This window comes from Mycobacterium sp. NPDC004974 (genome assembly GCF_053600815.1).
Genome location: NZ_JBSGAQ010000019.1, coordinates 125,990 through 151,174, shown reverse-complemented (window position 1 = coordinate 151,174; position 25,185 = coordinate 125,990). Strand labels below are relative to the sequence as shown.

The following is a 25,185-nucleotide window of genomic DNA, read 5'->3' as shown; positions in this document are numbered from 1 at the left end:
CGCGTCGAAGGCCGCCTCACCGAAAACGACCCCGCCAAACTCCAATTCGGCATGGACGTCGAACTCACCATGATCCCGTTCACCACCGACGAAGAGGGCAACGACGTTGTCACCTTCGCCTTCCAGCCCGTCCAGAAAGGCCGCGCACATGACCAATGACGTAGCCATCATCGGCGTCGGCCTGCACCCGTTCGGCCGCTTCGAGGGCAAGTCCGCGATGCAGATGGGGGTCGACGCGATCTTCGCCGCGGTCGCCGACGCCGGAATAGAGTGGCGCCACATCCAAGCTGCAACGGGAGGCAGCTGGACGGTGGCCAACCCGGACGCCATCGTCGGGATGGTCGGGCTGACCGGCATCCCGTTCACCAACGTATTCAACGCGTGTGCCACCGCAGCCAGCGCCACCAAGGCCTGCGCTGACGGGATCCGGCTCGGCGACTACGACATCGGCATCGCCGTCGGCCTGGACAAGCACCCGCGCGGCGCGTTCACCGAGGATCCCGCCCTGGTCGGGATGCCCAGCTGGTACGCCGAGAACGGCCAGTACCTCACCACCCAGTTCTTCGGCATGAAGGCCAACCGCTACCTGCATGAGCACAACATCTCGCAACGCACACTGGCCAAGGTCGCCAACAAGAACTTCCGCAACGGTGCGCTGAACCCGAACGCCTTCCGGCGCAAGCCGATCAGCGAGGACGACATACTCAACTCGACGATGCTCAACTATCCGTTGACCCAGTACATGTTCTGCGCACCCGATGAGGGCGCGGCCGCGGTGGTGATGTGCCGTGCCGACATCGCCCACCGCTACACCGACAAGCCGGTGTACCTCAAAGCCGTCGAGGTCCGCACCCGGCGTTACGGCGCGTACGAGGTCAACACCACCTGCGCGCCGGTGGAAGAGGACGTGGCACCCACGGTGTACGCCGCGCGCGCGGCATTCGAAAAGGCCGGGGTAGCACCCGAAGACGTCGACGTCGTACAGCTACAGGACACCGACGCCGGTGCCGAGATCATCCACATGGCCGAATGCGGGTTCTGCGCCGACGGCGACCAGGAGAAGCTGCTGGCCGACGGCGCCACCGAAATCGGCGGATCGCTTCCGATCAACACCGACGGCGGCCTGATCGCCAACGGCGAACCCATCGGCGCGTCGGGCCTGCGCCAGATCCACGAACTGGTGCGCCAACTGCGCGGCGAGGCCGGCGACCGGCAGGTGCCCGGCAACCCGCGCGTCGGCTTCGCCCAGCTCTACGGCGCCCCCGGCACCGCGGGCGCCACCGTCCTGACGCTCTGACTTTCATCGCCGAGCAGACACAAAACTGCACATTTCCCGGCCGAAAAGGGCAGTTTTGCGTCTGCTCGCGGGAGAAAAGGAACCACTGACATGACCGAACAGTTCAGGGAAGCACCGATTTTCGATGCCGACCAGCACATGTACGAAACCGGCGATGCGCTGACGAAGTTCCTCCCCGAAAAATACTCACGTGCCGTGCAGTACGCGCAGATCGGCCGTCAGACCCGGGTGGTGATCAACAACCGGGTCACGGACTTCATCCCCAACCCGACCTTCGAACGCGTCGCGGCACCGGGGGCGCACGAGAAGTTCTTCGCCGGCGAGAACACCGAAGGTCTGACCCTGCGCGAGATGCAGGGCAAGGCCATCGACGCACCCGAGGCCACCCGCAACCCGGAGGACCGGATCAAGGAACTCGACCGCCAAGGCGTGGTCGAGGCGCTGAACTATCCCACCCTGGGCAGCCTCGTCGAGCACTCCAGTGCCGACGACCCGCAGCTGACGCTGGCGATCGTCCACGCCCTCAACGAGTGGATCCTCGAGCACTGGGGTTTCAACCACGCCAACCGGGTGTTCTCCACTCCGATCATCAACCTGTCCGAAGTCGATGCGGCACAAAAGGAACTCGACTACATCCTTGCCAATGGCGCCAAGGTCGCGTTGATCAAACCGGGCCCGGTCAACGGACTGCACGGCTGGCGCTCCCCCGCACTGCCGGAGTTCGACCCGTTCTGGCGTGACGTCGAGGCCGCCGGCCTGCCGATCGTCCTGCACGCCAGCTATCCCCCGCTCGATGACTACGTCAACAAGTGGGAGCCGCCGTACACCCAGAACTTCATGGCGCAGAGCGCGTTCCGCTGGATGGTGCTGGGCCACCGCGAGATCGCCGACATGCTCACCGCGCTGATCTGCCACGGCACCCTGACCCGGTTCCCGAACCTGCGCATCGCCAGCGTCGAGAACGGCAGCAGTTGGATCTTCCCGCTGTTCCACGATTTCGCCGACCTGTACAAGAAGATGCCGCAGAACTTCCCCGAGCATCCGCATGACGTGTTCCGCCGCAACATCTGGGTCAGCCCGTTCTGGGAGGGCTGCGTGTCCGACGTGGTGGAGACGGTCGGGTGGGACAAGGTGCTGTTCGGTTCGGACTATCCGCATCCCGAAGGACTGGCCGAGCCCAAGGGCTTCTGGAAGTACGCCGAGGGCATGGACATCCGTCGCACCTATGACTTCATGGGTGACAACGCCCGACGTTTCATGGGCCTGCCGATCGCCAACCCCGATCCCGAAGCCGCCAAACCGCCGGCATTGACCAGCTGCTGACCCGCTCTGCCGGGAGCTTGCTGGCGCCCACACAGGGACGTCCCTCGACGAGCAGACGCGAATGTGCCCCGAAACCAGCGTTTCGGGGCACATTCACGTCTGCTCGCGCTATGAGGCCTTCGCCTTGGGGCCCGAATAGTTCGGCTTACCCAGGCCCAGCACATGCTGAGCGATCATGTTGCGGAACACCTCGAGCGTGCCGCCGTAGATGCCGACCAAGGGCGCGAAGCGGTAGACGTACTCACTGCGGTCATCGGCTCCCCCGTCGGCCCCGATCGGCAGCGCGGCCACTGATCCCGCGATATCCATCAGATCCGGGGCGATGTCACGCATGGTCTGTGCCAACGCCACCCGGCCGAAAATGCTGGGCGCCGACAGTGACGCCTCCAGGCGAGCCACACTGCGCCCCAACCGATATGCGACCGATCCGTCGTCGACCGCAGCGCGCCCACCGGCATCCGGCGTGCCGACCAGCGCGGCCACGTTGTCCGCGGCCTCGGCCATGAATCCGGCCTGATGCATCATGATCGCGACATCGGCCAGACCGTCGTCGGCGGCCGCGACCGCCCCGTGCTCGGCGTCGAGCGGTTCACGGACCACCGTCCAACCGCCGTTGACGTCACCGAGCCGATACTTGTCGTCGACCCGGACATCGGAGTAGTACACGATGTTGGTGCGGTCACCGTCGACGGTGCGGATGCCCTGGATCTCGATGCCGTCGGAGTCCAGCGGCACCAGGAACATGGTCAGGCTCTTGTGTTTCGGCGCCTCCGGATCGGTGTTGGTGATCAGGAAGACGTACTGGCAGTTGTGCGCGCCGGTGGTGAACATCTTGGAGCCATTAATAACCCAGCTTGACCCGTCCGCTTCTCTCACCGCGCGGGTCTTGCACGTGGCGACATCCGACCCACCCTCAGGCTCCGTGTAGCCCAGGCACAACCGCACGGTGCCGTCGAACACCGCGCGCAACACATCATCACGAATCTCCGGGGAGGCGAACTTCGCCACCGACCGCGCCACCATCGCGGTGGTCCCCCAGGTCACCCACGGCACCTCGGCCCGGCGCTTCTCCAGCTCCCAGATGCGCCTACGCACCCGGGAAAACCCGCCATCGGCCTCGGTCTTCCATTCCTTCTCCAGATACCCGGCGGCGCCCAGGGCCAGGTGCACTCCCTCGTGAAAGTTGTCGCCGGTTTCGCGGTCGTGGCGGATGACTTCCTCGGTAACGACATTTGAGAGGAACTCGCGCACTTCGGCGCGGAACGCGTCGTCCTCCGCGGACAGTTCGACTGTTGAGAAATCCACGCCTGCTCCCCTAAACCTTTGTGACTTCCCGGCTCTCGCGAGCCGCGACGATGTGGGCGATGTGCACCGCGGTGGCGCCCGGGTCACCACCGGCCAGCGCCCAACCGCGCGCCCGCACCAGATACGCGGTGGCCGCCGCCTCCGCGGACACCCCGAGTCCACCCTGAACGTGTACCGCCATGGTGGCGGCCTTGGCGGCCTCCTCGGCCATGAAGACGAACGCCGAGGGGGCCAATTCCGGCCGCTCGTCCGGCTCGTTGTCGAGGAACCATGCGGCTCGACGCGCCAGGCCCCGCCCGCTCTGGACGGTGATGGCGATGTTGGCCAGCGGATGCGAGATGCCTTGCAGCGTCCCGATCGGCACGCCCAGGGTGTAGCGGGACTTGGCGAACTCGGCGGCGATCGTCATGGTCTCCTCGACCAGGCCGACCAGCGCCACTGCGGTCAGCAGACGCCATTCATCCAACGCCCGTTGATATTCCGCCAGGGCATCGGCACCGCTGGCCAGCACCACCCGGGTGTCTGCGGCAGCCGGGTCGACCCAGGCCATCGGCAGCTTGCCGATGTTGTCGACGCGTGCCGGGCGCGTGGAGAAACCTAGGAGCACGACAGCTCCATCGCCATCGCCGTCGCGGACGATGATGTGGTCCGCGATCGATCCGACCGGAATGAGCCGGGTGCCGGTCGGCGCCACCTGCTGCGGGTCGAGCCCGACGATCTGGGTGCCGTTGACAATGTCTTCCGACTCGAGCGCACCGAGTCGTGCCAGCAACCGCGCCGCCACGACATGGTCGATCCACGGCACGGGCGCCAACGAGCGGCCGAGCTCCTCGGCCACCAAGGTCAGGTCGACGAGTGTCGCCCCGTCACCGCCGGCGGATTCCGGGAGTGCCATCGTCGTGGCGCCCATGGCGCACAACCGTTCCCACAAACTCTTGTCGAAGCCCGACGGCTCTGCCGCTCGCACGGTTTCGATGTCGGAGTGCGTCTTGAAGAACTGCCGGTATGCGGTCTGGAGGTCGACGTGGTCCTCGGTCAGGCTGTAATCCAGCCTGCGCAGTTCGTAGCGGTCCATCAGCTCTCCCGATTCTCGCCGAAGAAGAACTCCGCGGCATTGTTGTAGAGGTAGTTGTCCAGCACATCAGCCGGCAGATCGAGTGCCAGCGCCTCCGGCACGACGCGCTGCATGCGGAGCACCGGGAAATCCGAGGCGAAGATGACCTTGCCCTTCCCCCTGGTTCGCATGAAGTGCAGCAGGGATTCCGGCAGCCGCTTGGGCGACCACGCCGACGTCATCAACCGCAGGTTCTGGTATTTGATCAGCATCCGGATCGCGATGTCCCACCACGGATCTGCGCCGTGGATCATGCACAGTTTCAGCTCCGGGATGCGCACGCATACGCGGTCGAGATGGATGGGGTTCTGTACCTCACCTGGAATCGGCGGGCCGGGCAGCCCGGTGTTGACGCACAGCGGCAGTTCCATCTCGGCGCACTTGGTGTACAGCGGGTAGTACACCGCGTCGCTGGGCGGGTACTGACCGTCTCCCCAGAAGCTCGGTCCGACAACGGTATAGGCGACGGGGAGATCTGCCACGACGGCCGCGAGTTCACGCAGCGACGGAATGGGGCGCAACAGATTGACCCCGCCGATCGCCAGCGCGAACCGATCGGGGTGGGCCTCGACGAACTTACGCGCCGTCACCGACGGCTTGGCCAGGTTGTCCATCAAGATGGCCTTGCGTACCCCATGGGTGTCCATCTCATCGAGCATCTCCGAGAGGTCGATCTGGTCGTACATCGACTTCGGACCCTTGAAGTAATCATCGCGCACCTTCTTCATGAAGGTGGGCTGGTTCTCGGTCTCGCCGAAGTGCACGTTGGCCAGACAGTCGATCACCTTGTGACTCATACCCGTTCCCTCTCCGTCTGGCCAGCAGCCACCGCTACCCCCTTGGCCCAGCGATAGTCGGCCTTACCGTTGCCGAGCCGTCGGATGTGCTCGACGAATACGACTTCCTTGGGGATCTTGAAACGTGCGAGCACATTCGCGCAGTGATCCCTCAACGCATCTGGGCCCACGTCGTCGCGCACTGCCACGACGGCGACGATCTCTTCGCCCCATCTCTCGCTGGGCCGGCCCACCGCGAGCGCGTCCACCACCTGGGGATGCGCACGCAAGACTTCTTCGATCTCCTCGACGAACACCTTCTCGCCGCCGGTGTTGACCACCAACGAATCCCGTCCCAACAGACGCAGCGTGCCGTCCGCGTCGAGCGAGGCGCGGTCACCCGAGACCACCACCCGTTCTCCGGCAACCTCGGGGAAGGTCTTCACCGTCGCCGCCTCGTCGTTGAAGTAGCCGAGTGGGATCCGGCCGTTGCGCGCCACCCAGCCCACCTCGGTGTCGCCGGGATCAAGGAAACGGGAGTAATCGTCGGCCAGCACCAGCCCGCCGGCCCGTAGCTGGAAGGTTTCGGCAGTCGCAGTTTCGCGCTGGGTGTGACCGAATCCCATGTTGCCGGTCTCCGAAGAGCCGAACCCGTTGATGATGGTGATCTGCGGGATATGTTCCAGCAGTGCGCGTTGATGTTTCGGGTTGGTGGCCGCACCACCCGTGCCGATCGCGAACATCGACGACAGGTCGTAGGAACGCCGGCCCAACTCCTCGACGATCGGGGCGGCGTAGGCGTCGCCCACCATCGTCATCAGCCCGATCTTCTCCCGCTGCGCGGTTTCGAGCACAGTGCGCGGGTCGAAGCGTGGCATGGTGTCGTGCAGCACCACGGTCTGGCCGGACAGCAGGCCGGAGAAAGCGGTCCACATCCCGGCGGCATGCATCAATGGCGACACCGCGAACCACGGCGGGCCGGCATTGGCCACCTTGTCGTGGATCTCGCTCACCTCATCGTGGTCGGCGCCGTTCATCGATGACACGTAGATGTCGCCCTGACGCCACATCACGCCTTTGGGACGGCCCGTCGTACCGCCCGTACAGACCATCAGCAGGTCATCGGGTGACGGGGCGACGTCGCGGTCGGTATCTCCCTGAGCCAGAGCATCTTCCAGTGTCACCGCATCCGGCAACTCGGCTCCGCTGCCGTCGTCGATCGAGATGAGCAATTCGGCCTGCAGCGCTTCATCCCCCAATACGGAAGCGAACTTGGCCCCCAGCGATCGGTGGTAGATCACCGCGCGGGGCTTCAGGTAGGCCAACAAGTCGGCCACCTCGCCCGGCGAGTAGTAGTAGTTCACGTTCACCGGGACCGTCCGCGCCTTGAGGCAGCCGATCACCATCTCGGGATACCGGTCGTTGTGCATGACGAGCGCGACCACGTCCTGACCGCATTCCCAACGGTTCAGGTCCCGACGCTCCCGGTACGCACCCAGGCCCCGGGAGGCCAGAAAGTTGGCCAGCCGGCGGGTCCGGTCGGCGCCCTGGGCGAAGGTGGTGCGGCGGGTGCCGCACACCGTCATCTCCCGGTCGGGCACCGCCTCGGCGATCGCATCGACGACGGCGCCGATCGTCCACTCCGCCATGCTGACTACGCCGGCACCGTCAGGTGCCCGGCACCGGCTGCAACACGATTCACGTCACCGAGCAGGGTAAGTGCGTTGTCGCGCATCACCATCCGGGTGTCCTCGAGGCTGAACTCGGGGAACTGCGGGATGTCGGCGGTGAACGTTGTCGGATCCGCGAGACCCTCACCGTGCGGCCAGTCGGAGCCGAACAGGATCTTGTCGACACCGATGGTGTCGGCGAGCAGCTTCACATCGTCCTCGTAGTACGGCGCGATCCAGACGTTGTTGCGGAGCTGCTCGACCGGATCCTCTCTGAAGTGATACGGCGCGTTGTTGGCCGCCTTCTTGAGCCGTTTGATCAGACGGTAGACGAAGTACGAACCGTTCTCGATGCTCACGACCTTGAGCTTGGGATGCCGGGTGAACACCTGGTGCACGATCATCGAGGCCATGGTGTCGTGGATGGCGCGGTCGTCCATGATCACCATGTCGAGCGGATCACGCTTGCCGAACCCCTTGAATACTCCGCTACCGCCCCACAATGCCGGGACCGCCATGTACCCGGAGTCAGACAGATGGAAGACGACCGGGACACCGGCTTCGGCCAGGCGGGCCCACACCGGGTCGTGCAGCGGGTCACCGAGTGAGCGGGGCCTGACCGCACCCGGTACCGGTGCCGGCCGCACACAGACGAGCCTGGCGCCGCGGCTCAGCACGAATTCGACTTCCTCGACGGCCTTTTCGGGATCGGCCAGCGAGATGATGGGAGCCGACACGAATCGGCCGTCGGGCCGGTCGAATCCCCAGTCCTCATCGAGCCACAGGTTGAAGGCGTGCACCGAAGCCATGGTTGCCTCGATGTCGTGCTTGAGTCCTTCCTCCACACCGCAGGCGAAGGTCGGCAGCATGAACACGGTCTCCAGATGCTGGCGGTCCAGTACTTTCACCCTGGCATCGCGATTCTGGTATTCGGGATGGTCAGCGAGCCGGTCGACCTTCATCAGTGACGCGGGGTCCACCCCTTCGGGGATCTCGCCGCGGAACAGCAGATCCAGGCAGCCCGGCTCGATGATCGGATCGAAGGTGGGGTTGGGGATGAAATGGTTGACCGTCCCACCGAACATCGCCAACGTACGTTTGCCGTCCTGCACCATCTGCACTCCACGGCTCCGGAACTCCTTGGGCAGGTGCCGGGTGAATGCATCGACCGGCTCGTAGTAATGGTTGTCGACGTCGACGGCGAGGTACGGAAGCCGTTCGGGAGCTTCGGTCATGTCATCAACCTTCTTTCAGGGACGGGAAATTCGGGGGCCGTTTCTCGAAGAACGCGGTGATGCCCTCGACGAGATCGGGGCGGACCATGGACTCGTGCATGAGCTTCTCGGCGCGGTCACTGACGTCGACGACGTTGTCATTGGCGTCGCCGTAGAGCTGCCGCTTGATCACCGCCATTGAAGCCGGCGAGCAGTTGCGGGCCAGATCCTCGGCGTACTCCACCGCGCGGGTCAGCAGATCCTCAGGCGCGACAACCTCTTTCACCAACCCGAGCGCAAAGGCCTCCTCGGCGAAGAAGGTCCGGCCGGACAACAGCAGGTCCGCCGAGACGCCCCAACCGGCCAGTCGGGGCAGGATCCAGGTAATGCCGTATTCGCCGATCAGCCCCCGGCGCGGGAACGCGGTGGCGAATTTCGCACCGGCCGCGGCGAATCGGACGTCGCACATGAGCGCGTGGGTGAGGCCGATGCCCACGCACGCCCCGTTGATGGCGGCGATGACCGGCTTGCGCAGCTCGGTGAGGAAATGCGGGTGCCGCTCGCCGACGATCTTGCTGACATCCGTGTCCTCGTTGATGCTGGCACCCAGATCCTGCATGGCACCCATGTAGGCGCCGGCGCAGAAGCCGCGTCCGCTACCGGTCAGCACAATCGCCCGGACGGCCGGATCGGCTTCTGCGCGATCGAAACTCGCGTATACGCCGGCGGAGATGTCCGCGCCCCAGGAGTTCAGCCGATCCGGACGGTTGAGGGTGATAACCGCGACCCCGCCGCCAGTGACCTCGTAGAGGACCGCCTCGGTTCCCACACTGTCAGCGACCGTCATGCGCAGATACCTCCCGATGCCCCACCAGCCGTTCAGACATACATACTGTATACCTATCGGTAGTGCATTCCGCAAGCCTCGTGTCGCCCCCACGACCTGCGCAAAGACGGTTCAGGCGTCGATCAAACCGAGCTTTCGATAGGCGGTCTCGATCTGAGTCTTCGCCGCATCCGGAAGCAATGCCTGGGGCGGACGGGAATGCGGGTAGCCGCCGACGGGCAATCCCAGCACCGAGGCCGCGTATTTGAAGGCGTCGGACCAGTGGGTGAAATAGTCAGCGCGACCCGGGTAGCAGGTGAACCAGGACCCCATGTCCAGGCTGAACTGGTCCAACCCCGACTCCCGGCCGAAGTCCATCGCCTCGATGAGCCGGTCGGCGTACACCAGGTCCCAGTATTCGGTGAAGATGCGGCGCTGCGGCGTTTCATAGAGGTATCCGGCGGTGCCCAACTGGGCCGGGCAGACGATGCCCTCCCGCAGCCAGCCGGCCCGGTACACCGTGGTGTCGCATTCCCAGACCGCCAGGTATGGCGCCAGTTCGTGCAGTCGACGGCTCGCCGCCGGCCGGAACGCCCCCTCCTTGGTCGCGCACACGGCGGGGATCGCCTCGGCAATCCGGGCACTCTCGTCGGGTGCCAGTACGTAGCCCGAGGACGGTGAATTGAACATCCCCAGCGCGATATCCGTGCGGTCGGCGATGTATCGGAAGAAGCGCAGAACGCCCTCGCCCCCGTGCGCCTCCATCATCGGCGTCTGGATGTAGACGATGTCGGCACCCGACTGCTGCGCATGCAGCGTGAGTTCCAGACAATCTTTGGCCGAGGTCGCCGCGGTGCAGGCCTGAATCACGACATCCGGGTTGGCCCGGCGCCCCTCCTCGATCGCCACCTCGAGCAACTGCTTGCGCTCGGCGAGGGTCAGCGCCCAGAACTCGGCCAAACCGCTGGTACACCAAAGCATCTGGTGACCGAGGTCGCCGACGCAGTAGCGCACCAGGTACCGGTAGGCATCCCAGTCGATGTCGTCGCCGTCGGTTCCGCAGAACGGGGTATATAGCGAGTCACCGATCCCGCGCAGGGCACCGCGGGCCCAGTCCCGTGCTTCGCCTGCCGTTGCCATATCGCGCTCCTCTAGATCTGGGCTCAGATAAAGTCGCTACCGCCATCGACGTTGATGTTCGCGCCCGTCATGTACGAGTTGCTCTTGGACGCGAGAAATGCTGCTACAGGCCCGATTTCACCGGGAAGTCCGGCACGCGGCAAGTGGGCGGGGTGCCCGAAATGCTCGTCGATGGCCGCCATCAACGCATACGGGTCGTCGCCGTCGACACCCACAGTGCCGGCCCAGCCCCGCAGCGCCTCCGACGAGATGCTGCCCGGGGAAACCACATTGACCATGATCTCGTCCTTGGCCAACAACAGCGACAGGTTCTTGGACACGCTGTTCACGGCCGCCTTGGCCGCCGTGTAGGCCGGCAGCCGCGTGCTCTGCCGCTGGGTGGAGTGGGCGGAGAAGTTGACGATGCGTGCCCATTCGGCATTGCGCAGCAACGGCAATGCCGCACGTACGCAGCGCACCATGCCCATCAGGCCGGCGTCGAACGCCTCCTGCCACTGGTCATCGGTCAACTCCTCGAAGTTGCCCGCGGCCCCCGGGCCGACCGTGTTGATCAGTGCGTTGAGCTCACCCCAACGCTCGCCCACCTCGGCGAAGGCCCGCTCGACCTGGGAGCTGTCCGAGGTATCGGCGACGATCGCCACCGCCTCCGGCGATCCCAGGCGGGCCAGCTCCGTTGCGGCAGCATCGAGTACGTCCCTGGACCGCCCGACGATCGCAATCCGCGCACCGTCCTCGGCCAGGCATTGCGCCGTCGCAAAGCCCATCCCGCGGCCACCGCCCACGACGACGGTGGCCGCACCTGCGAACCCGAGATCCATCGGAGAGTCAGGAACCGGTCCAGTTGGGCGCACGCTTCTCGGCGAACGCCGTCGCCCCCTCGATGGCATCCTTGGAAGCGAACACCGGCCCGAGCAGCTCGTTCTGCTTCTTCCACATCTCGGCCTGGCTCCACTCAGCCGACTTGACGATGATCTCCTTGGTCGCGGCGACCGCCAGCGGCCCGTTCGCGGTGATCTTCTCGGCCAGCTCGAGTGCACCCGCCAACGCCTCGCCAGGCTCGGTCAGCTTGTTGACGAACCCCCAGTCGGCCGCTTCCTCGGCGGTGAAATTCTCACCGGTGAGCGCGAGTTCCAACGCCTTCTGGTACGGAATGCGGTGCGGCAGCCGCAGCAGCCCGCCACCACCGGCCACCAGGCCGCGCTTGACCTCTGGGATACCGAATTTGGCCGTCCGCGATGCCACGATGAGATCGGTGGCCAGCACCATCTCGGTTCCGCCGGCGAGCGCGTAGCCCTCGACGGCAGCGATGACGGGCTTGCGCGGCGGCCGTTCCGTGAAGCCGATCCCGCGGCCCTCCACATAAGGCAACTGACCGGAGGCGAACGCCTTCAGATCCATCCCTGCGCTGAAGTTCCCGCCCGCACCGGTGAGGATCGCGACAGACAGCTCCGGGCTGTCGTCGAGCTCGTCCATCGCCGCGGCCAGACCCTCCGCCACCGGCAGGTTGAACGCATTGCGCGCCTCGGGCCGATTGATGGTGACGACGAGGGTGCGCCCCCGTCGTTCGGTGAGAACTTCGTCCGACATCGCTGCCCCTTTACTCGCGGCCCAATAACCCGGAAAAGCCTACTATAGGGATTACAGTACAAAGGCGGCACCCCATCGGCAGTGCCCGAGCGACGCATCGGCGCGAACGGTGGAAGGCCTCCACGGAAGGGCTACCGGTAAGGTTGACAGCGACAAGACCCCGCGACACGCGCCCATAGGCGCAGTTCAGCTGGTGGCCGGCGGTAAATTCACCTGCGATTGAGCCGCGGCACAGGGACGACTTGAGCAGAATCGAATCGATGGAGGTGCCCGCAGTGGCAAAGCAACCGACCGCTGAGAAACGTCAACGCCGCGAACGTGGGTCCATCAATCCCGACGACATCATCAACGGCGCATTCGAACTCGCCGAGCAGGTGTCGATCGACAACCTCAGCATGCCACTGCTGGGCAAACATCTCGGCGTCGGCGTCACGAGCATCTACTGGTACTTCCGCAAGAAGGACGATCTGCTCAACGCGATGACAGACCGCGCGCTGCGTGAGTTCGTCGTCGCCACCCCTTACGTCGAGGCCAAGGATTGGCGCGAGTCACTGGCCAACCACGCCCGGACCATGCGAAAAGCCTTCATGGGTAACCCGATTCTGTGTGATCTCATTCTCATTCGGTCGGCACTGAGCCCGCGCGCCGCACGCCTGGGTGTGCAGGAGATGGAGACCGCGATCTCCGGGCTGGTCGAGGCGGGGCTGTCGGTCGAGGATGCCTTCGACACCTATTCGGCCGTGTCGGTACACGTCCGAGGCTCGGTCGTACTGCACCGCCTCTACGAGAAGAACCGGGCCAACGACAACGCCCCCGGCGACTACGAAGAGACCATGGTCATCGACCCCGAGGTCACCCCGCTGCTGGCACAGGTCACCAGCGAGGGCCACCGTATCGGCGCGGCCGACGAGAAGAACTTCGAGTACGGCCTGGAGTGCATCCTCGACCACGCCGCTCAACGGATAGCGGCGAACGCCGGCAAGACCAAGAAGACGCCCGCCCGGCGCAAGGTCACAGCCAGCTGACTCTGCGTCCGCGGCGCATCCTTTTCGGAGCTTCGCGCCGGGGACGCAGAGGGCCAACCTGGTTCAGACCTCGATGACCAGCCCGCCGCCCTGGCCGCCACCGGCACACATCGCGGCCACGCCGATACCGCCACCGCGGCGCTGCAGTTCGTAGATCAGGGTGGTGACCATGCGGGCACCGGAGGCCGAGATCGGGTGGCCGAGGCTGCAGCCGCTGCCGGAGAAGTTCACCAGTTCCTCGTCGATGCCGTACTTGCGCACCGCGGCGATCGGCACCGAGGCGAACGCCTCGTTGATCTCCCACAGCGCCACATCGGACGGCTTGAGCCCGGCCCGGTCCAGGACCTTCCCGATCACCTCGACACCGCCGAGGCCGCAGTCACGAGCCGGCACACCGACGGCACCCCAGGCCCTGACCTTGGCCATCACGTTGAGGTTCTCCGCGGCCGCATAATCGTCGCCGACCAGGGCGACAGCAGCGGCAGCGTCGTTGGTGCCGCTGCTGTTGCCCGCGGTGATGGAGAATCCTTCGATCTCCGGGTGCAGGACCTTGAGTTCGGCGAGCTTCTCGGCGGTGGTACCGCGGCGCGGATGCTCGTCGACGCTGAACTCGATGACCGAGCCGTCGGGCTGGGTCACCTTCAATGGCACGATCTCGTCGAGGAACTTGCCCGCATCGATGGCCGCGATGGCCCGCTGGTGCGATCGGGCGGCCCAGGCGTCCATGTCCTCGCGGGTGATCCCGGCGGCCTGCGCGGTGTTCCAGCCGACCGTGATCGACATGTCGCGCATCGGCGCATCCGGGGTCTCGACATGCGTCGGGGTCATCCACGGCTCGATGAAGGTCAGCTCCGGCCCGGGCACCCGCCACTTCATCAGCGGCGACGAGGACAGCGACTGCACGCCGCCGGCCACCAGGACTCGCTCCATGCCGGAGCCGATCTGGGCCGAGGCGTTACCGATCGCGGTGAGCGATCCCGCGCAGTGCCGGTTGACGGCCTGGCCGGGCACGGACTCCCAGCCCAGCGCGTCGGCCGCGTAGCGCGCGATATCGCCGCCGCCGTAATTGGATTCGGCGAAGATCAGATCGTCGATGGCCTCCGGAGCGATGCCGGCCCGACGCACCACCTCGGGCAGGACGGTGGTGATCAGGGTTTCCGGCGGGGTGTTGACCAGCGTTCCCTTGAAGGAGCGGCCGATCGCTGTGCGGGCAGCGCCCACGATGACGGGTGTTGGCATGGTTTCACCTTTACGCTATATCGTGTTTATGTAACGGTATCAGGACGGGTTTCTACTGCGGCTCGGGGACGTGGAAATGTTCGTCACGCAGCCGGAACGCTTCCTTCGTGCCGTGTTGCGCGCGAGTCTTGACGAAGTTGAACTCGCCGGGCGAGAACTGCAGGTTGGTGCCGTACGCGTGGAAGATGTAGCTCGCCACCTCTTCGCCCTGGTAGGCCTGACTCTGTTCGACGAGACGGAACGCCTCCTTGGCGATCACCACCCCGTCGGCCGGCATCTTGGCCACCTTGGCCGCCCAGTACTGCGCGCGGGCCGTCACCTGATCGGCATCGCACATGTCGGTGAAGACACCGAGGTGTTCGATGGAACCGGCCTCGACGATGTCCCCGGTGAGCAACATCCGCCGGGCCAGCACCGGCCCGAGGCGGTGGAAGAACATGTGCAGGCTGCCCAGCGCAGGGCCGAGGAACCGGGTGGCCGGCATCCCGATCTTGGTGTCACGGGCGATCACCGAGATGTCGGTCATCAACGCCATCTCGAATCCACCGCCGAGTGCGTAACCACTGATCTCGCCCACGGTGACCTTCGGGAACCCCATGAAGTTGTGGTAGAAGCCAAAAGACTTGCGGTCCACCGTGAGTCGGCGTCGCTGGCTCGGACGTGATTTCCGAGAAGCCTCTTTGACTCCAGCGCTCTGCTCTTCGCGCGAGCGCTCATCGCCATACCAACCGTAAGCGTTGTTCATGTCGGCACCGGTGCTGAACACACCCTCGGCGCCACGCAGCAGCACCACGGTCAGATCGTCGTCGTCGGCCACGATGTCGAGGTAGCGCGCGATCTCGTCGCGCATCGCGGCGTCATAGGAATTGCGCTGCTTGGGATTGTTCAGCGTGATGGTGGCGATGCGGTGGTCCGCATCGACCTCGAAGAGCACCCGGTCATCTGTCATGCGAAATCAACCTCGCTTCAATGGTTTTGTCGTTGTTGGCGGCCAGCGTGGTGCGCCGCGCCGCGGTGAGATGATCGGCCGCGAGCTTGGTCGCCCGGGCCGTATTGCCGTCGGCGATCGCCTCCACCAGCCGTTGGTGGTCCCGCAGCGCGGCCCGCATGGTCGGGGCCGACATGCCCGCCTCACCTTCGCCCGTCCACACCCCGGACTCGTGCGTCGACCAGATCAGCTCCAGCGAGCCGATCAGCAGGATCATCGGTTCGTTGCCGCATCGGGACACCAGGGCTTCGTGGAACCGCCGAGCGTTGGGCACATACTGCGCGATGTCGTCGAACTGCGCTGCCTGACGGTCGATCTCGGCCTGTAGGTACGGCACCACCTCGGCGGCGCGGTCCTCCCGGGCGGCGCACATTCCAGCACAGATCGGCTCCAGGTGCAGCAGCGCCTCGCTCACGTCGGCCGGCGTGGCGGCCCTGGTCTGCAGCACCATGCCGATCATGTGGGCGGTGCGGTCGGCCGAGGGCATCTGCACCACCGCTCCCCCGACGTTGCCGCGGCGCACTGAGATCAACCCGTCGGTCTCCAGGAGGTGAATGGCCTCGCGCAGTGCCGGCGGACTGACCCCGAACTCCTGGAACAGGCTCTCCTGGGTAGGCAGGATGTCGCCCTCACGCAGGCGGCCGGACAGGATGTCGTCGCGCAGTTTGGACGCGACGATCTCGGCAACCCGAGGCTGCCGGATGCGCCTCGCGCGTCCTTCCATCAGCGCCCTTTCCTTGCTAACTTGTACAAGATAGTAACCGCATCGCCTACTGTATGGGCAACTGTATGGATTGGGAAAGGCTGGAATCCAGGTGAGTGACGGTTCGGTGACCACGTCCCGCGCGGACTCCACCCTGCGCATCATTCTCGACCGCCCGTCGCGGCGTAATTCGTTGAACCATCAGATGATCGACGATCTGGTCGGCATCCTGTCGGCGGCCGCCTACGACGATTCCCTGCGGGCGATCGCCATCACCGGGGCCGGTGACGACTTCTGCACCGGAGCCGACTGGGTCGCCACCAACGATTCAGGTCAGCGGCCCCGCACCGGCGATCTGGTCCGGCGGATCCCGCACACCGCGCACCGCGTCATCGAACTGGTCGCCACCATCCAGCTGCCGGTGGTGTGCGCGGTGCGAGGCTGGGCCGTCGGGCTGGGCTGCAACCTGGCACTGGCCGCCGACTTCACCATCGCCGACACCGGCGCCACCTTCTGGGAACCGTTCATGAGCCGCGGGTTCACCCCCGATTCCGGCGCGACCTGGCTGTTGCCCCGGCTGGCCGGGGTGGCCCGGGCCAAGCGCATGCTGCTGCTCGGCGAGCAGGTCACCGGGTCCCAGGCTGCCGACTGGGGGTTGATCCACGATGCGGTTGCCGCCAACCAGTTGGATACGGCAGTGGACTCCTTATTGGCGCGACTGGCCGCCGGACCGACCGTGGCAATCGGGCTCGCCAAGCAGGCCATCGCGTACGGCCAGCACGCAACGCTCGCGCAATCACTCAACCAGGAGCTGTCCAACCTGGAACTCTCCTGCCGCACCACCGATTTCAAAGAGGGCCTGGCCGCGTTCCGGGAACGTCGCGACCCGAATTTCCAAGGCCGATAACCAGAGGAAAAGATGACCGATTACGAGACCATCAAGTACGAGGTGGACGGCCACAAGGCCACCATCACCTTGAATCGGCCCGACGCGCTCAATGCGCTGTCGCCGCACATGATCACGGAGTTGCGGGCCGCCTACGACGATGCCGAGAACGACGACAACGTCTGGCTGATGATCGTCACCGCGACCGGTCGCGCATTCTGCACGGGCGCCGATGTCAAGGAAATCCCCGGCGACGGCAAGGTGCTCAACGAGCGGCCCTACCTGTCCACCTACGAACAATGGGAGGCACCGCAGGAGGGCACCCCGCCGTTTCGCAGCATGGCCAAGCCCGTCGTGGTCGCGATCAACGGAATCTGCTGCGGCGCCGGACTGGACTGGGTCACCACCGGCGACATCGTGATCGCCTCGGACAAGGCGACGTTCTTCGACCCCCACGTGAGCATCGGCCTGGTTGCCGCCCGCGAGATGGTCCGCCTGGCCAAGGCGCTGCCGCGTTCGGTGGCCCTGCGAATGGCGTTGATGGGCAAGCACGAACGCATGACCGTTGAGCGCGCCTACGAACTCGGGTTGATCACCGAGATCGTCGAACACGACCGGCTGCTGGAACGTGCCCACGAGATCGCCGACACGGTGTGTCTCAACGCCCCACTGGCAGTCCGGGGAACCCGGCTGGCCATTCACAAGACCCTGGATCTGCCGTTGCACGAGGGCGAGATCCTCGCCGAGACGTTCCGCGAGCGTGTGGTCCGCACCGAGGATGCGTTGGAGGGGCCGCGGGCGTTCGTCGAGAAGCGCAAGCCCAACTGGCAGGCACGGTAGTGGACACGATTCTCCTCGACTTCGACCACGAATCAGGGGTCGCCACGGTCACCCTGAACCGCCCCGAAGCGCTGAACTCGTTCAACCGCGCCATGTGCAATGAGATGCGTGACGCCTGGCATGCCATCAAAGATGACGAAGGCATCAATGCCGTGGTGTTGCGCGCGGCGGGCGACCGCGCATTCAGTGCGGGATTGGACGTGAAGTCCAGCTACGGCCAGCCCGAGATCGTCTGGAACCACGAAGATCCCGGCGAACTGCTCAGCCCGAAGTGGCAGAAGATGTGGAAGCCGGTGGTGTGCGCGGTGCAGGGCATGTGCACGGCCGGAGCGCTCTATTTCGTCAACGAAGCCGATGTCGTGATCTGCTCGCGGGAGGCCACGTTCTTCGATTCCCACGTCAGCGCCGGTTTGGTGTCGGCGTTGGAGCCGATCGGCCTGATGCGCCGGGTCGGGCTCGGCGACACGTTGCGGATGGCGTTGATGGGCAACGACGAACGCGTCGGCGCCGAGACCGCGCTGCGCATCGGACTGGTCACCGAGGTGGTGGCCAGGGACCAGTTGTGGGAACGCGCGAACGAGATCGCCACCACCATCGCCGCGAAACCGCCGACCGCCACGCAAGGAACCGTGAAGGCGATCTGGGAATCGCTGGACAAGCCCTACCGTGCCGCCATGGACCAGGGCCTCATCTACACCCGGCTGGGCAATCCGATCGCCAAGGCCGAGCTGACAGAGCGCCCGCTGCCAAAGACAGCGCCCCGGATCCGCTGATGGCCCACCCTCTTTCGCAGCGCATCGACAACGTACTCGACCTGGACCCGAACGCGAACGCCATCCAGTACGACGGCCAGTGGCACAGCTGGGGCCAGGTCGCGACGCTGGCGCGGCGCATCAGCGCGGTCTCTTCCGGCACGCGGGTCGGCATCATGCTGCGCAATCAGCCCGAGCATGTGGCGGCACTGCTCGGGGTACTGGCCGCAGGCGGAACCGTCGTCGTGATCAACCCGTCCCGCGGTGACGAGCGCACCCGCGCCGACATCGAAGCCCTCGGTCTGCCGGTGCTCATCGGCCTGGCCGAGGACATCGCCGCACTGGCCACCCCCTCGCCTGCGACGACAACCGTGACGATCCGCGATCTCCATACCGAACCCGAGGTCAGGCCCGCCCGGAGCCCGTCCCGTGATGCGGGGCGTCCGGGTGTGGCGGTGTGGATGCTGACCAGCGGAACCACCGGCCCGCCCAAGCGGGTGGACCTGACCTACGACATGCTGGCCCGCAGCGTGATCGGACGGGATCCCGAAAATTCCCCGGCACCAACCGAACTGCGGCGTGGCGTGGCGATCGTCAACTCGCCGCTGGTGCATGTCGGCGGCGTGTACCGGGTGTTGCTGTGCATCGCCGAAGCCCGATCATTCGTGCTGCTGGCCAAATTCGACCTCACGCGCTGGGCCGACGCCGTACGCGAGCACCAACCGAGGGCGGTGTCACTGGTCCCGGCGGCGCTCCGCATGGTGCTGCACTCCGACCTGACCCGCGACGATCTCGCCGGCGTCCGTGCGGTCACCTCCGGTACCGCGCCCCTGTCCGCCGATGACGCCGACGCATTCACCGAGAAGTTCGGCATCCCGGTACTGACCTCGTATGCCGCGACCGAGTTCGGCGGTGGGGTGGCCGGCTGGACGTTGGCAGATCACCGGAAGTACTGGAAAGCCAAGCGCGGAAGTGTGGGCCGGGCCAACCCCGGTGCCCGGCTGCGGGTGGTCGACGAGGACGGCAATCCACTGCGGCCGGACGAAAAGGGCTTGCTGGAGGTCAAACCGGCACAGTTCGACGCCGACGCGGAGTGGTTGCGCACCACCGACCTAGCCCGTATCGATGACGACGGATTCGTCTGGATCCTCGGCCGCGCCGACCAGGCCATCATCCGCGGCGGGTTCAAGGTGATGCCCGACGATGTCCGCACTGCCCTGGAGAGCCACCCCGCGGTGCGCGGTGCGGCCGTGATCGGCACATCCGATGACCGTCTGGGCGAGACTCCGGTGGCGATGGTGGAACTGCACGGCGCCACCACCGTCGATGCTCTGCTCGAGTACCTGGGCGGCCGACTGGCCCGCTACGAGATCCCCACCGATATCGCCATTGTCGAGGCGATTCCCCGAACCCCTTCGGGGAAGGCTGATCTCGGCGCCGTACGGGACCATTTCGCCTCGCGTGTCTGACACCGTTGCGGGGCTGCTGCGCGGGTGTGCCGATCGCCCGTTGCTGGTCTGCGATGAGGAGCGGATCAGCAACGCCGAGGCACAGCGCCGCTCCGCCGAGGTGGCCGGCGGCCTGCTCGCGCTCGGCGCCGGGAAGGGCACGCACGTCGGGCTCCTCTATCCCAACGGTGTCGATTTCGTGGTCGGGATGCTCGCGACCGCCCGCATCGGTGCGGTGGTGGTGCCGTACTCCACATTCCTCACCGCGGCCGAGCTGGATACCCAGGTGCGCGACAGCGATACCGCGATCCTGCTGTCGGCACGCAGTTTCCGTAATCACGACTATGCGCAACGCCTCGCCGGTATCGACGCACCCTGCCTGCGGCAGGTGTTGTTCGATCTGCCGCGCGCCAACGTCCGAACGGTTGCCGATTTCGAAGACGATGTGGATGGGAGTGATCCATTGGCGATCATCTACACCTCGGGATCCACCGGCTCCCCCAAAGGCGTGGTCCACACCCACGCATCACTGATCGAACATCAGCGCAACCTCAACGGGATCCGCGGCCTCACCGCGGCCGACCGGCTGTTCTGCAACTCGCCGTTCTTCTGGATCGGCGGGTTCGCCTTCGGCCTGCTGGCCACTATCACCGCCGGGGCCACCCTGATCTGTTCGAACGCCACCGACGCGGGTGCCACCCTCGACCTATTGGAGGCCGAGAAACCCACCATCACCAATGGTTTTGTCGCCGGCATCAGCCATCTGAGCAGCCATCCCAGCTACCCGAACCGTCATTTCTCGGCACGGCGAGGCAATCTCTACCCCGTCATGGCGGCCGACTGCCGGCCCGCCGATCCCGAGCTACGTCACAACATGCTGGGGATGACCGAGACCGGCAGCGTGGTCCTGGTCGACGGCGACGACGGCGACCAACCCGAGCATCGTCGTGGCAGCTATGGCCGGCCCGCACCCGGATTCGACACGAAGGTGCTCGACTCCGGAGAATTGTGCGTACGCGGGCCATACGTCATGCAGGGCTACTACGGACGCAACCGCGAAGACTCCTTCGACGCCGACGGCTGGTTTCACACCGGCGATCTGGTACGCGTCGACGACGAAGGCTACTTCTACTTCCTCGGCCGCGCGGGCGCGATGATCAAGACCGCCGGCGCCAACGTCACCCCCGGTGAGGTCGAGAAGGCGTTGGCGGTACTGGGACTCACCGCCCACGTCCTCGGCTTGCCCGACACGACTCGCGGGCAGATCGTCGCGGCGGTGATCGTCACCGACGACCCCGTCGACATCGAGGCGGTGCGAAGCGACCTGCGCGCCACGCTGTCGGCCTACAAGGTCCCTCGGGTGTTCGCGGTGTGCGGGACCGACGAGGTACCGACACTCTCCAGCGGCAAGCTCGATCTACCCGCACTGGCGAGGCTGTTCAGTGCCTGATCGCGAGCCTGACACCATCGACGCGCTGGTACGCGCTCATTCATCATCCCGGAAGACTGCGGTGGTGGACCCCGCGGTCCGGATCTCCTACGCCGAACTCGACTCCAGCACAGCCGAACTGGCCTCCGGATTCATCGCCACGGGCATCACCAAGGGGTCCCGGGTCGGCCTCATCATGCCCAACGGGGTGGAGTGGGTGCGGATCGCCATCGCGCTGATGCGGATCGGTGCCGTGCTGGTCCCGCTCAGCACACTGCTGCGCCCGGGCGAACTCACGGCGCAATTGCGCATGGCGTCGGTGCAGTTCCTCATCGCGGTCGAAGAATTCCGTGGCCATCGTTTCCCGCTGGACCGGGATCAGGTGCCCGCGCTGCGCGCAGTGTGGACCGCCGAGGAAGCACTGGGATTCAATGGAACACGTGGCGCGGCCGATGCGCTGGCGGCCTGCGTGCGCGAAAGCGACCCGATGGTCATCATGTTCACCTCGGGAAGCAGCGGGCCACCCAAAGGGACCATTCACTCACACCGAAATGCCCTGGGCGCCGTGCGCTCTGGGCTTGCCGCGCGATGCATCATCACTGATACCAGGCTGTATCTGCCCATGCCGTTCTTCTGGGTGGGCGGTTTCGGTGCGGGGATCCTCTCGGCCCTGCTCGCCGGGGCCACCCTCGTGACTGAACCCATCCCCCACCCCGAATCCACACTCGAGCTGCTTCAGCGCGAACAGGTCACGCTGTTCCGAGGCTGGCCCGAGCAGGCCGAGGCGCTGGCCCGCCACGCCGGCACCGCGGATCTGCGCTCGCTGCAGCCGGGGAGCCTGGACGCGCTGTTGCCGGACGGCATGCGGTCACGGCCGGGGGCACGGGCCTCGTTGTTGGGGATGACCGAATCGTTCGGCCCGTACAGCGGATACCGCGCCGACACCGACATGCCGGAGTCCGCGTGGGGCAGCTGCGGGAAACCGTTCGACGGTATGGAGGTGCGGATCGTCGACGCCGATACCGGCGGGCCGCTGCGCCACGGCGAAACCGGCGCGATCCAGATCCGCGGCCCGCACGTGATGCGCGGAATCTGCCGGCGTAAGCGAGAAGACGTGTTCACCGCCGACGGCTACTACCCGACCGGCGATCTCGGGCATCTGGATGCGGAAGGGTTTCTGTTCTACCGCGGCAGATCCGACGACATGTTCAAGGTCCGTGGCGCCACGGTGTATCCGAGTGAAGTCGCGCGGGCGCTGCGGTCCATTCCCGGGGTACGCACCGCGTACGTGGTGAACGTTCCTGACGGCCAGACCAACCGGGTCGGTGCGACCGTGGTGGGCGACGGGCTGTCGGTCGAAGCACTGCGCTCGGCCACCCGGGCAGCCATCAGCGCGTTCAAGGTGCCCACGCGGTGGCTGCTCCTCGACGACGAGGATGCCGTCCCGCGCGGGGCCACCGGGAAAGTCGACAACGCTGCATTGCGGGCCATGCTGGAGAGGGACTGACCGTTGACCACCAACATCTGACCTGGCCGTCGTCGCCGGCGTCAGCTTTGCGATGATCCATATCAAGGAGGCAACGTCGTGAAGCTCGGACTGTCCACACCCATCGTCATGCAACACCCCGGCGAGTTCTCACCGTGGGAGGCCGGCGCCGGCCCCGACGAGCTGGCGTTGATCGCCGAGACCGCTGACGGCTTGGGATTTCACCACCTGACGTGCGCCGAGCACACCGGAATACCCGCCTCCGCCGCCGCGGTACGCGGGACGGTGTACTGGGATCCGCTGGCCACCTTGTCGTTCCTGGCCGCCCGGACCCGACGCATCCGATTGGCCACCGCCGTGGTGGTGCTCCCCTATCACCACCCGGTGGCGCTGGCGAAGAGTTATGGGACCCTCGACCGGCTGAGCGGTGGACGAGTGATCCTCGGCGTCGGCGTCGGATCGCTGACCGAGGAATTCGAACTGCTCGGCGCGCAGTGGGAGGATCGCGGGGCCGCGGCCGACCAGGACATCGCCAGGCTTCGCGCCGCCTGGGGGCAGCGCGAGGTCGACGGTTTCGTCATCGAACCGCACGCCACCAGTACGGATCTCGCCGTCTGGGTGGGTGGGCGCACCAAACGCTCGCTACGTCGTGCCGTCGAACTCGGCACCGGCTGGATGCCTTTCGGCCTCTCGCCTGCCACCATCGCCGAGTTCCTCGCACCGCACCAGCTGCCCGCGGACTTCGATGTCGTCCTCTCCCCCGGTACCGCGTTGGACCCACTGGGCGACCCGGATACCGCACGCGGCCGTCTGGTCCGGTTGCGCGACGCCGGAGCCACCATCGCCAACTGCACGGTGCAGGCGCACAATGCCGAACACTTCTGCGATCAACTCGCGGCGCTCCACGCGATGGGCGAAGCGCTGTAGATTCACACGATCTCGTTCGTCCGCAGCTCGGCGATCTGCGCTGCGTCATAACCGATCTCGGCGAGCACCTCGTCGGTGTGCTCACCCAACAGCGGAGCCCGTCGGCGGATCGTCCCCGGCGTCGCCGACATCCGGAACGGAGTCTCGATGATCGGCACATCGCGCGACGCACCCGGGAACGGAACCCGCTTCAGGTAACCCATGGCCTGCACGTGCGGGTCATCGAGCACGTCTTGTGTGGAATGCAGCGGAGCCGCAGGCATTTTCGCCTTCTCCAACAGCTCCAACACCTCGACCTTGGTCTTGTCCGCACACCAGTCGGCCATGATGTCATTGAGGATGTTGCCGTTGGCCCAACGGATGTCGTCGTTGGCGAAGCGTGGATCGTCGAACAGTTCTTCGCGACCCACCAGCCGGCACCAGCGCTTGAACATCGGCTGTCCGGCGACCTGCAGCAGGACCCACTGGTCGTCGGCGGTGCGATAGAGATCGCACGGCGCGACCGACGCACCTTTGTTGCCCATCCGGGGCTTGTCGACCTGCAGCAGTTCCCGCTCGATCAGGAAGGCGTTCGACAACATCAGCGCGGTGGGCAGCAGGGCACCCTCGACATGCTGCCCCTCCCCCGTCTTGTCGCGGTGATACAGCGCCATCATGACGCCGATCGCGAGCGTGAGCGCGGTCCCGAAATCCGCGTAGGGAACCACCGTTCGGATCGGTTGGTCCGGCAGCCCCTGCCGGTAGACCGCCCCGGACATCACCTGTCCGGCGCCGTCGAAGCCGATCTTCTCGCTGTACGGACCGCCCTCGCCGTAGGCCGTCGCACTGGCCAGGATGATGTCGGGCTTGACCGCCTTGAGCGTCTCGTAGTCCAGCCCGCTGGCCCGCATCCCCGCCGCGGGCATGTTCGCGATCACGATGTCGGCTTGCGCCACCAGCCGGCGGGTGATCTCCGCGCCCTCAGCGGTGGTGGAGTCCAGCGTGAGTGAGCGCTTGTTGCGGTTGCACTGCAGGAAGGTGCCGCCCTCGCCGCCCTCGGTGACGGCCTGCACCCAACGGTCTTCCCCGCCTTCGCGTTTCTCCACCCGGAGCACGTCGGCCCCCATGTCAGCGAGGATCGCGCTGCACCAGGGCGCGGCGATGAACCGGCCGTAGTCGAGCACCCGAATTCCGTCGAGAACACCTGGCATTCCCGCTCACCTTTCTTCGG

The 25,185-nt window shown here is 65.9% G+C and carries 23 protein-coding genes; 10 read left to right on the top strand and 13 right to left on the bottom strand.

Annotation, left to right across the window (positions count from 1 at the left end; translation table 11 throughout):
- Positions 1-148 precede the first annotated feature (148 nt).
- Together ACWEFV_RS30325 and ACWEFV_RS30320 are read left to right on the top strand one after the other, a co-directional pair.
- Positions 149-1,297, top strand: a complete 1,149-nt coding sequence (locus ACWEFV_RS30325; RefSeq protein ID WP_450072907.1) for a thiolase family protein — start codon at positions 149-151, stop codon at positions 1,295-1,297.
- Between the two features lie 90 nt (positions 1,298-1,387).
- Positions 1,388-2,620, top strand: a complete 1,233-nt coding sequence (locus ACWEFV_RS30320; protein WP_450072906.1) for an amidohydrolase family protein — start codon at positions 1,388-1,390, stop codon at positions 2,618-2,620.
- A gap of 108 nt (positions 2,621-2,728) precedes the next feature.
- On the opposite strand, the gene ACWEFV_RS30315 is transcribed toward ACWEFV_RS30320, so the two are convergent.
- The 9 genes from ACWEFV_RS30315 to ACWEFV_RS30275 form a co-directional block, all read right to left on the bottom strand.
- Positions 2,729-3,925: an acyl-CoA dehydrogenase family protein gene (locus ACWEFV_RS30315; RefSeq protein WP_450072905.1), complete on the bottom strand. Its 1,197-nt coding sequence runs from the start codon at positions 3,923-3,925 to the stop codon at positions 2,729-2,731.
- 10 nt (positions 3,926-3,935) lie between these two features.
- Positions 3,936-5,000 carry an acyl-CoA dehydrogenase family protein gene (locus ACWEFV_RS30310; protein WP_450072904.1) on the bottom strand — a complete coding sequence of 355 codons (1,065 nt, stop codon included), beginning with the start codon at positions 4,998-5,000 and terminating at the stop codon, positions 3,936-3,938.
- Positions 5,000-5,836 (bottom strand): amidohydrolase family protein, encoded by an 837-nt coding sequence (locus ACWEFV_RS30305; RefSeq protein ID WP_450072903.1) that lies wholly within the window; start codon positions 5,834-5,836, stop codon positions 5,000-5,002. The genes ACWEFV_RS30310 and ACWEFV_RS30305 overlap by 1 nt, the downstream gene beginning before the upstream one ends.
- Positions 5,833-7,464 (bottom strand): acyl-CoA synthetase, encoded by a 1,632-nt coding sequence (locus ACWEFV_RS30300; protein WP_450072902.1) that lies wholly within the window; start codon positions 7,462-7,464, stop codon positions 5,833-5,835. Before ACWEFV_RS30300 ends, ACWEFV_RS30305 begins: the two co-directional genes overlap by 4 nt.
- 5 nt (positions 7,465-7,469) lie before the next feature.
- Positions 7,470-8,720 (bottom strand): amidohydrolase family protein, encoded by a 1,251-nt coding sequence (locus tag ACWEFV_RS30295; protein ID WP_450072901.1) that lies wholly within the window; start codon positions 8,718-8,720, stop codon positions 7,470-7,472.
- 4 nt (positions 8,721-8,724) lie between these two features.
- Positions 8,725-9,546, bottom strand: a complete 822-nt coding sequence (locus ACWEFV_RS30290; protein ID WP_450072900.1) for an enoyl-CoA hydratase — start codon at positions 9,544-9,546, stop codon at positions 8,725-8,727.
- A 111-nt stretch (positions 9,547-9,657) separates the two neighbouring features.
- A complete protein-coding gene (locus tag ACWEFV_RS30285) occupies positions 9,658-10,665 on the bottom strand; it encodes a dihydrodipicolinate synthase family protein (RefSeq protein WP_450072899.1) in 1,008 nt (335 codons plus the stop codon).
- A gap of 23 nt (positions 10,666-10,688) precedes the next feature.
- Entirely contained in the window at positions 10,689-11,483 is a 795-nt protein-coding gene (locus ACWEFV_RS30280; protein WP_450072898.1) for an SDR family NAD(P)-dependent oxidoreductase, read from the bottom strand.
- 7 nt (positions 11,484-11,490) lie between these two features.
- Positions 11,491-12,252, bottom strand: a complete 762-nt coding sequence (locus ACWEFV_RS30275; protein ID WP_450072897.1) for a crotonase/enoyl-CoA hydratase family protein — start codon at positions 12,250-12,252, stop codon at positions 11,491-11,493.
- 260 nt (positions 12,253-12,512) lie between these two features.
- Here ACWEFV_RS30275 and ACWEFV_RS30270 point away from each other — a divergent pair, with 260 nt between their 5' ends.
- A complete protein-coding gene (locus tag ACWEFV_RS30270) occupies positions 12,513-13,277 on the top strand; it encodes a TetR/AcrR family transcriptional regulator (protein WP_210115548.1) in 765 nt (254 codons plus the stop codon).
- Between the two features lie 63 nt (positions 13,278-13,340).
- Here ACWEFV_RS30270 and ACWEFV_RS30265 read toward each other — a convergent pair whose 3' ends face one another.
- From ACWEFV_RS30265 to ACWEFV_RS30255, 3 genes are read right to left on the bottom strand one after another with little or no spacing between them, the layout of a single operon-like run.
- Positions 13,341-14,516 carry a thiolase family protein gene (locus ACWEFV_RS30265; RefSeq protein ID WP_135456641.1) on the bottom strand — a complete coding sequence of 392 codons (1,176 nt, stop codon included), beginning with the start codon at positions 14,514-14,516 and terminating at the stop codon, positions 13,341-13,343.
- A gap of 52 nt (positions 14,517-14,568) precedes the next feature.
- A complete protein-coding gene (locus tag ACWEFV_RS30260; protein ID WP_450072896.1) occupies positions 14,569-15,465 on the bottom strand; it encodes an enoyl-CoA hydratase/isomerase family protein in 897 nt (298 codons plus the stop codon).
- Complete coding sequence (locus ACWEFV_RS30255) at positions 15,455-16,228, bottom strand: FadR/GntR family transcriptional regulator (protein ID WP_450072895.1); 774 nt, start codon at positions 16,226-16,228, stop codon at positions 15,455-15,457. The genes ACWEFV_RS30260 and ACWEFV_RS30255 overlap by 11 nt, the downstream gene beginning before the upstream one ends.
- A 91-nt stretch (positions 16,229-16,319) precedes the next feature.
- Between ACWEFV_RS30255 and ACWEFV_RS30250 the strand changes: the two genes are divergently transcribed.
- The 7 genes from ACWEFV_RS30250 (at position 16,320) to ACWEFV_RS30220 (ending at position 23,975) form a co-directional block, all read left to right on the top strand.
- Positions 16,320-17,114 carry an enoyl-CoA hydratase/isomerase family protein gene (locus ACWEFV_RS30250; protein ID WP_450072894.1) on the top strand — a complete coding sequence of 265 codons (795 nt, stop codon included), beginning with the start codon at positions 16,320-16,322 and terminating at the stop codon, positions 17,112-17,114.
- Between the two features lie 12 nt (positions 17,115-17,126).
- Positions 17,127-17,933, top strand: coding sequence for an enoyl-CoA hydratase/isomerase family protein (locus ACWEFV_RS30245; protein ID WP_450072893.1), 807 nt, complete (start codon positions 17,127-17,129; stop codon positions 17,931-17,933).
- Positions 17,933-18,706, top strand: coding sequence for an enoyl-CoA hydratase/isomerase family protein (locus ACWEFV_RS30240; RefSeq protein ID WP_450072892.1), 774 nt, complete (start codon positions 17,933-17,935; stop codon positions 18,704-18,706). Before ACWEFV_RS30245 ends, ACWEFV_RS30240 begins: the two co-directional genes overlap by 1 nt.
- The gene (locus ACWEFV_RS30235; RefSeq protein ID WP_450072891.1) at positions 18,706-20,154 is read left to right on the top strand and encodes an AMP-binding protein; all 1,449 of its coding nucleotides are present in this window, start codon (positions 18,706-18,708) and stop codon (positions 20,152-20,154) included. Before ACWEFV_RS30240 ends, ACWEFV_RS30235 begins: the two co-directional genes overlap by 1 nt.
- Complete coding sequence (locus ACWEFV_RS30230; RefSeq protein WP_450072890.1) at positions 20,147-21,583, top strand: class I adenylate-forming enzyme family protein; 1,437 nt, start codon at positions 20,147-20,149, stop codon at positions 21,581-21,583. Before ACWEFV_RS30235 ends, ACWEFV_RS30230 begins: the two co-directional genes overlap by 8 nt.
- Positions 21,576-23,069 (top strand): class I adenylate-forming enzyme family protein, encoded by a 1,494-nt coding sequence (locus ACWEFV_RS30225; protein ID WP_450072889.1) that lies wholly within the window; start codon positions 21,576-21,578, stop codon positions 23,067-23,069. Before ACWEFV_RS30230 ends, ACWEFV_RS30225 begins: the two co-directional genes overlap by 8 nt.
- 78 nt (positions 23,070-23,147) lie before the next feature.
- Positions 23,148-23,975 carry a TIGR03619 family F420-dependent LLM class oxidoreductase gene (locus tag ACWEFV_RS30220; protein WP_450072888.1) on the top strand — a complete coding sequence of 276 codons (828 nt, stop codon included), beginning with the start codon at positions 23,148-23,150 and terminating at the stop codon, positions 23,973-23,975.
- Between the two features lie 2 nt (positions 23,976-23,977).
- Here the strand turns inward: ACWEFV_RS30220 and ACWEFV_RS30215 are convergent, their stop codons facing one another.
- A complete protein-coding gene (locus ACWEFV_RS30215; protein ID WP_450072887.1) occupies positions 23,978-25,165 on the bottom strand; it encodes a CaiB/BaiF CoA transferase family protein in 1,188 nt (395 codons plus the stop codon).
- Positions 25,166-25,185 lie beyond the last annotated feature (20 nt).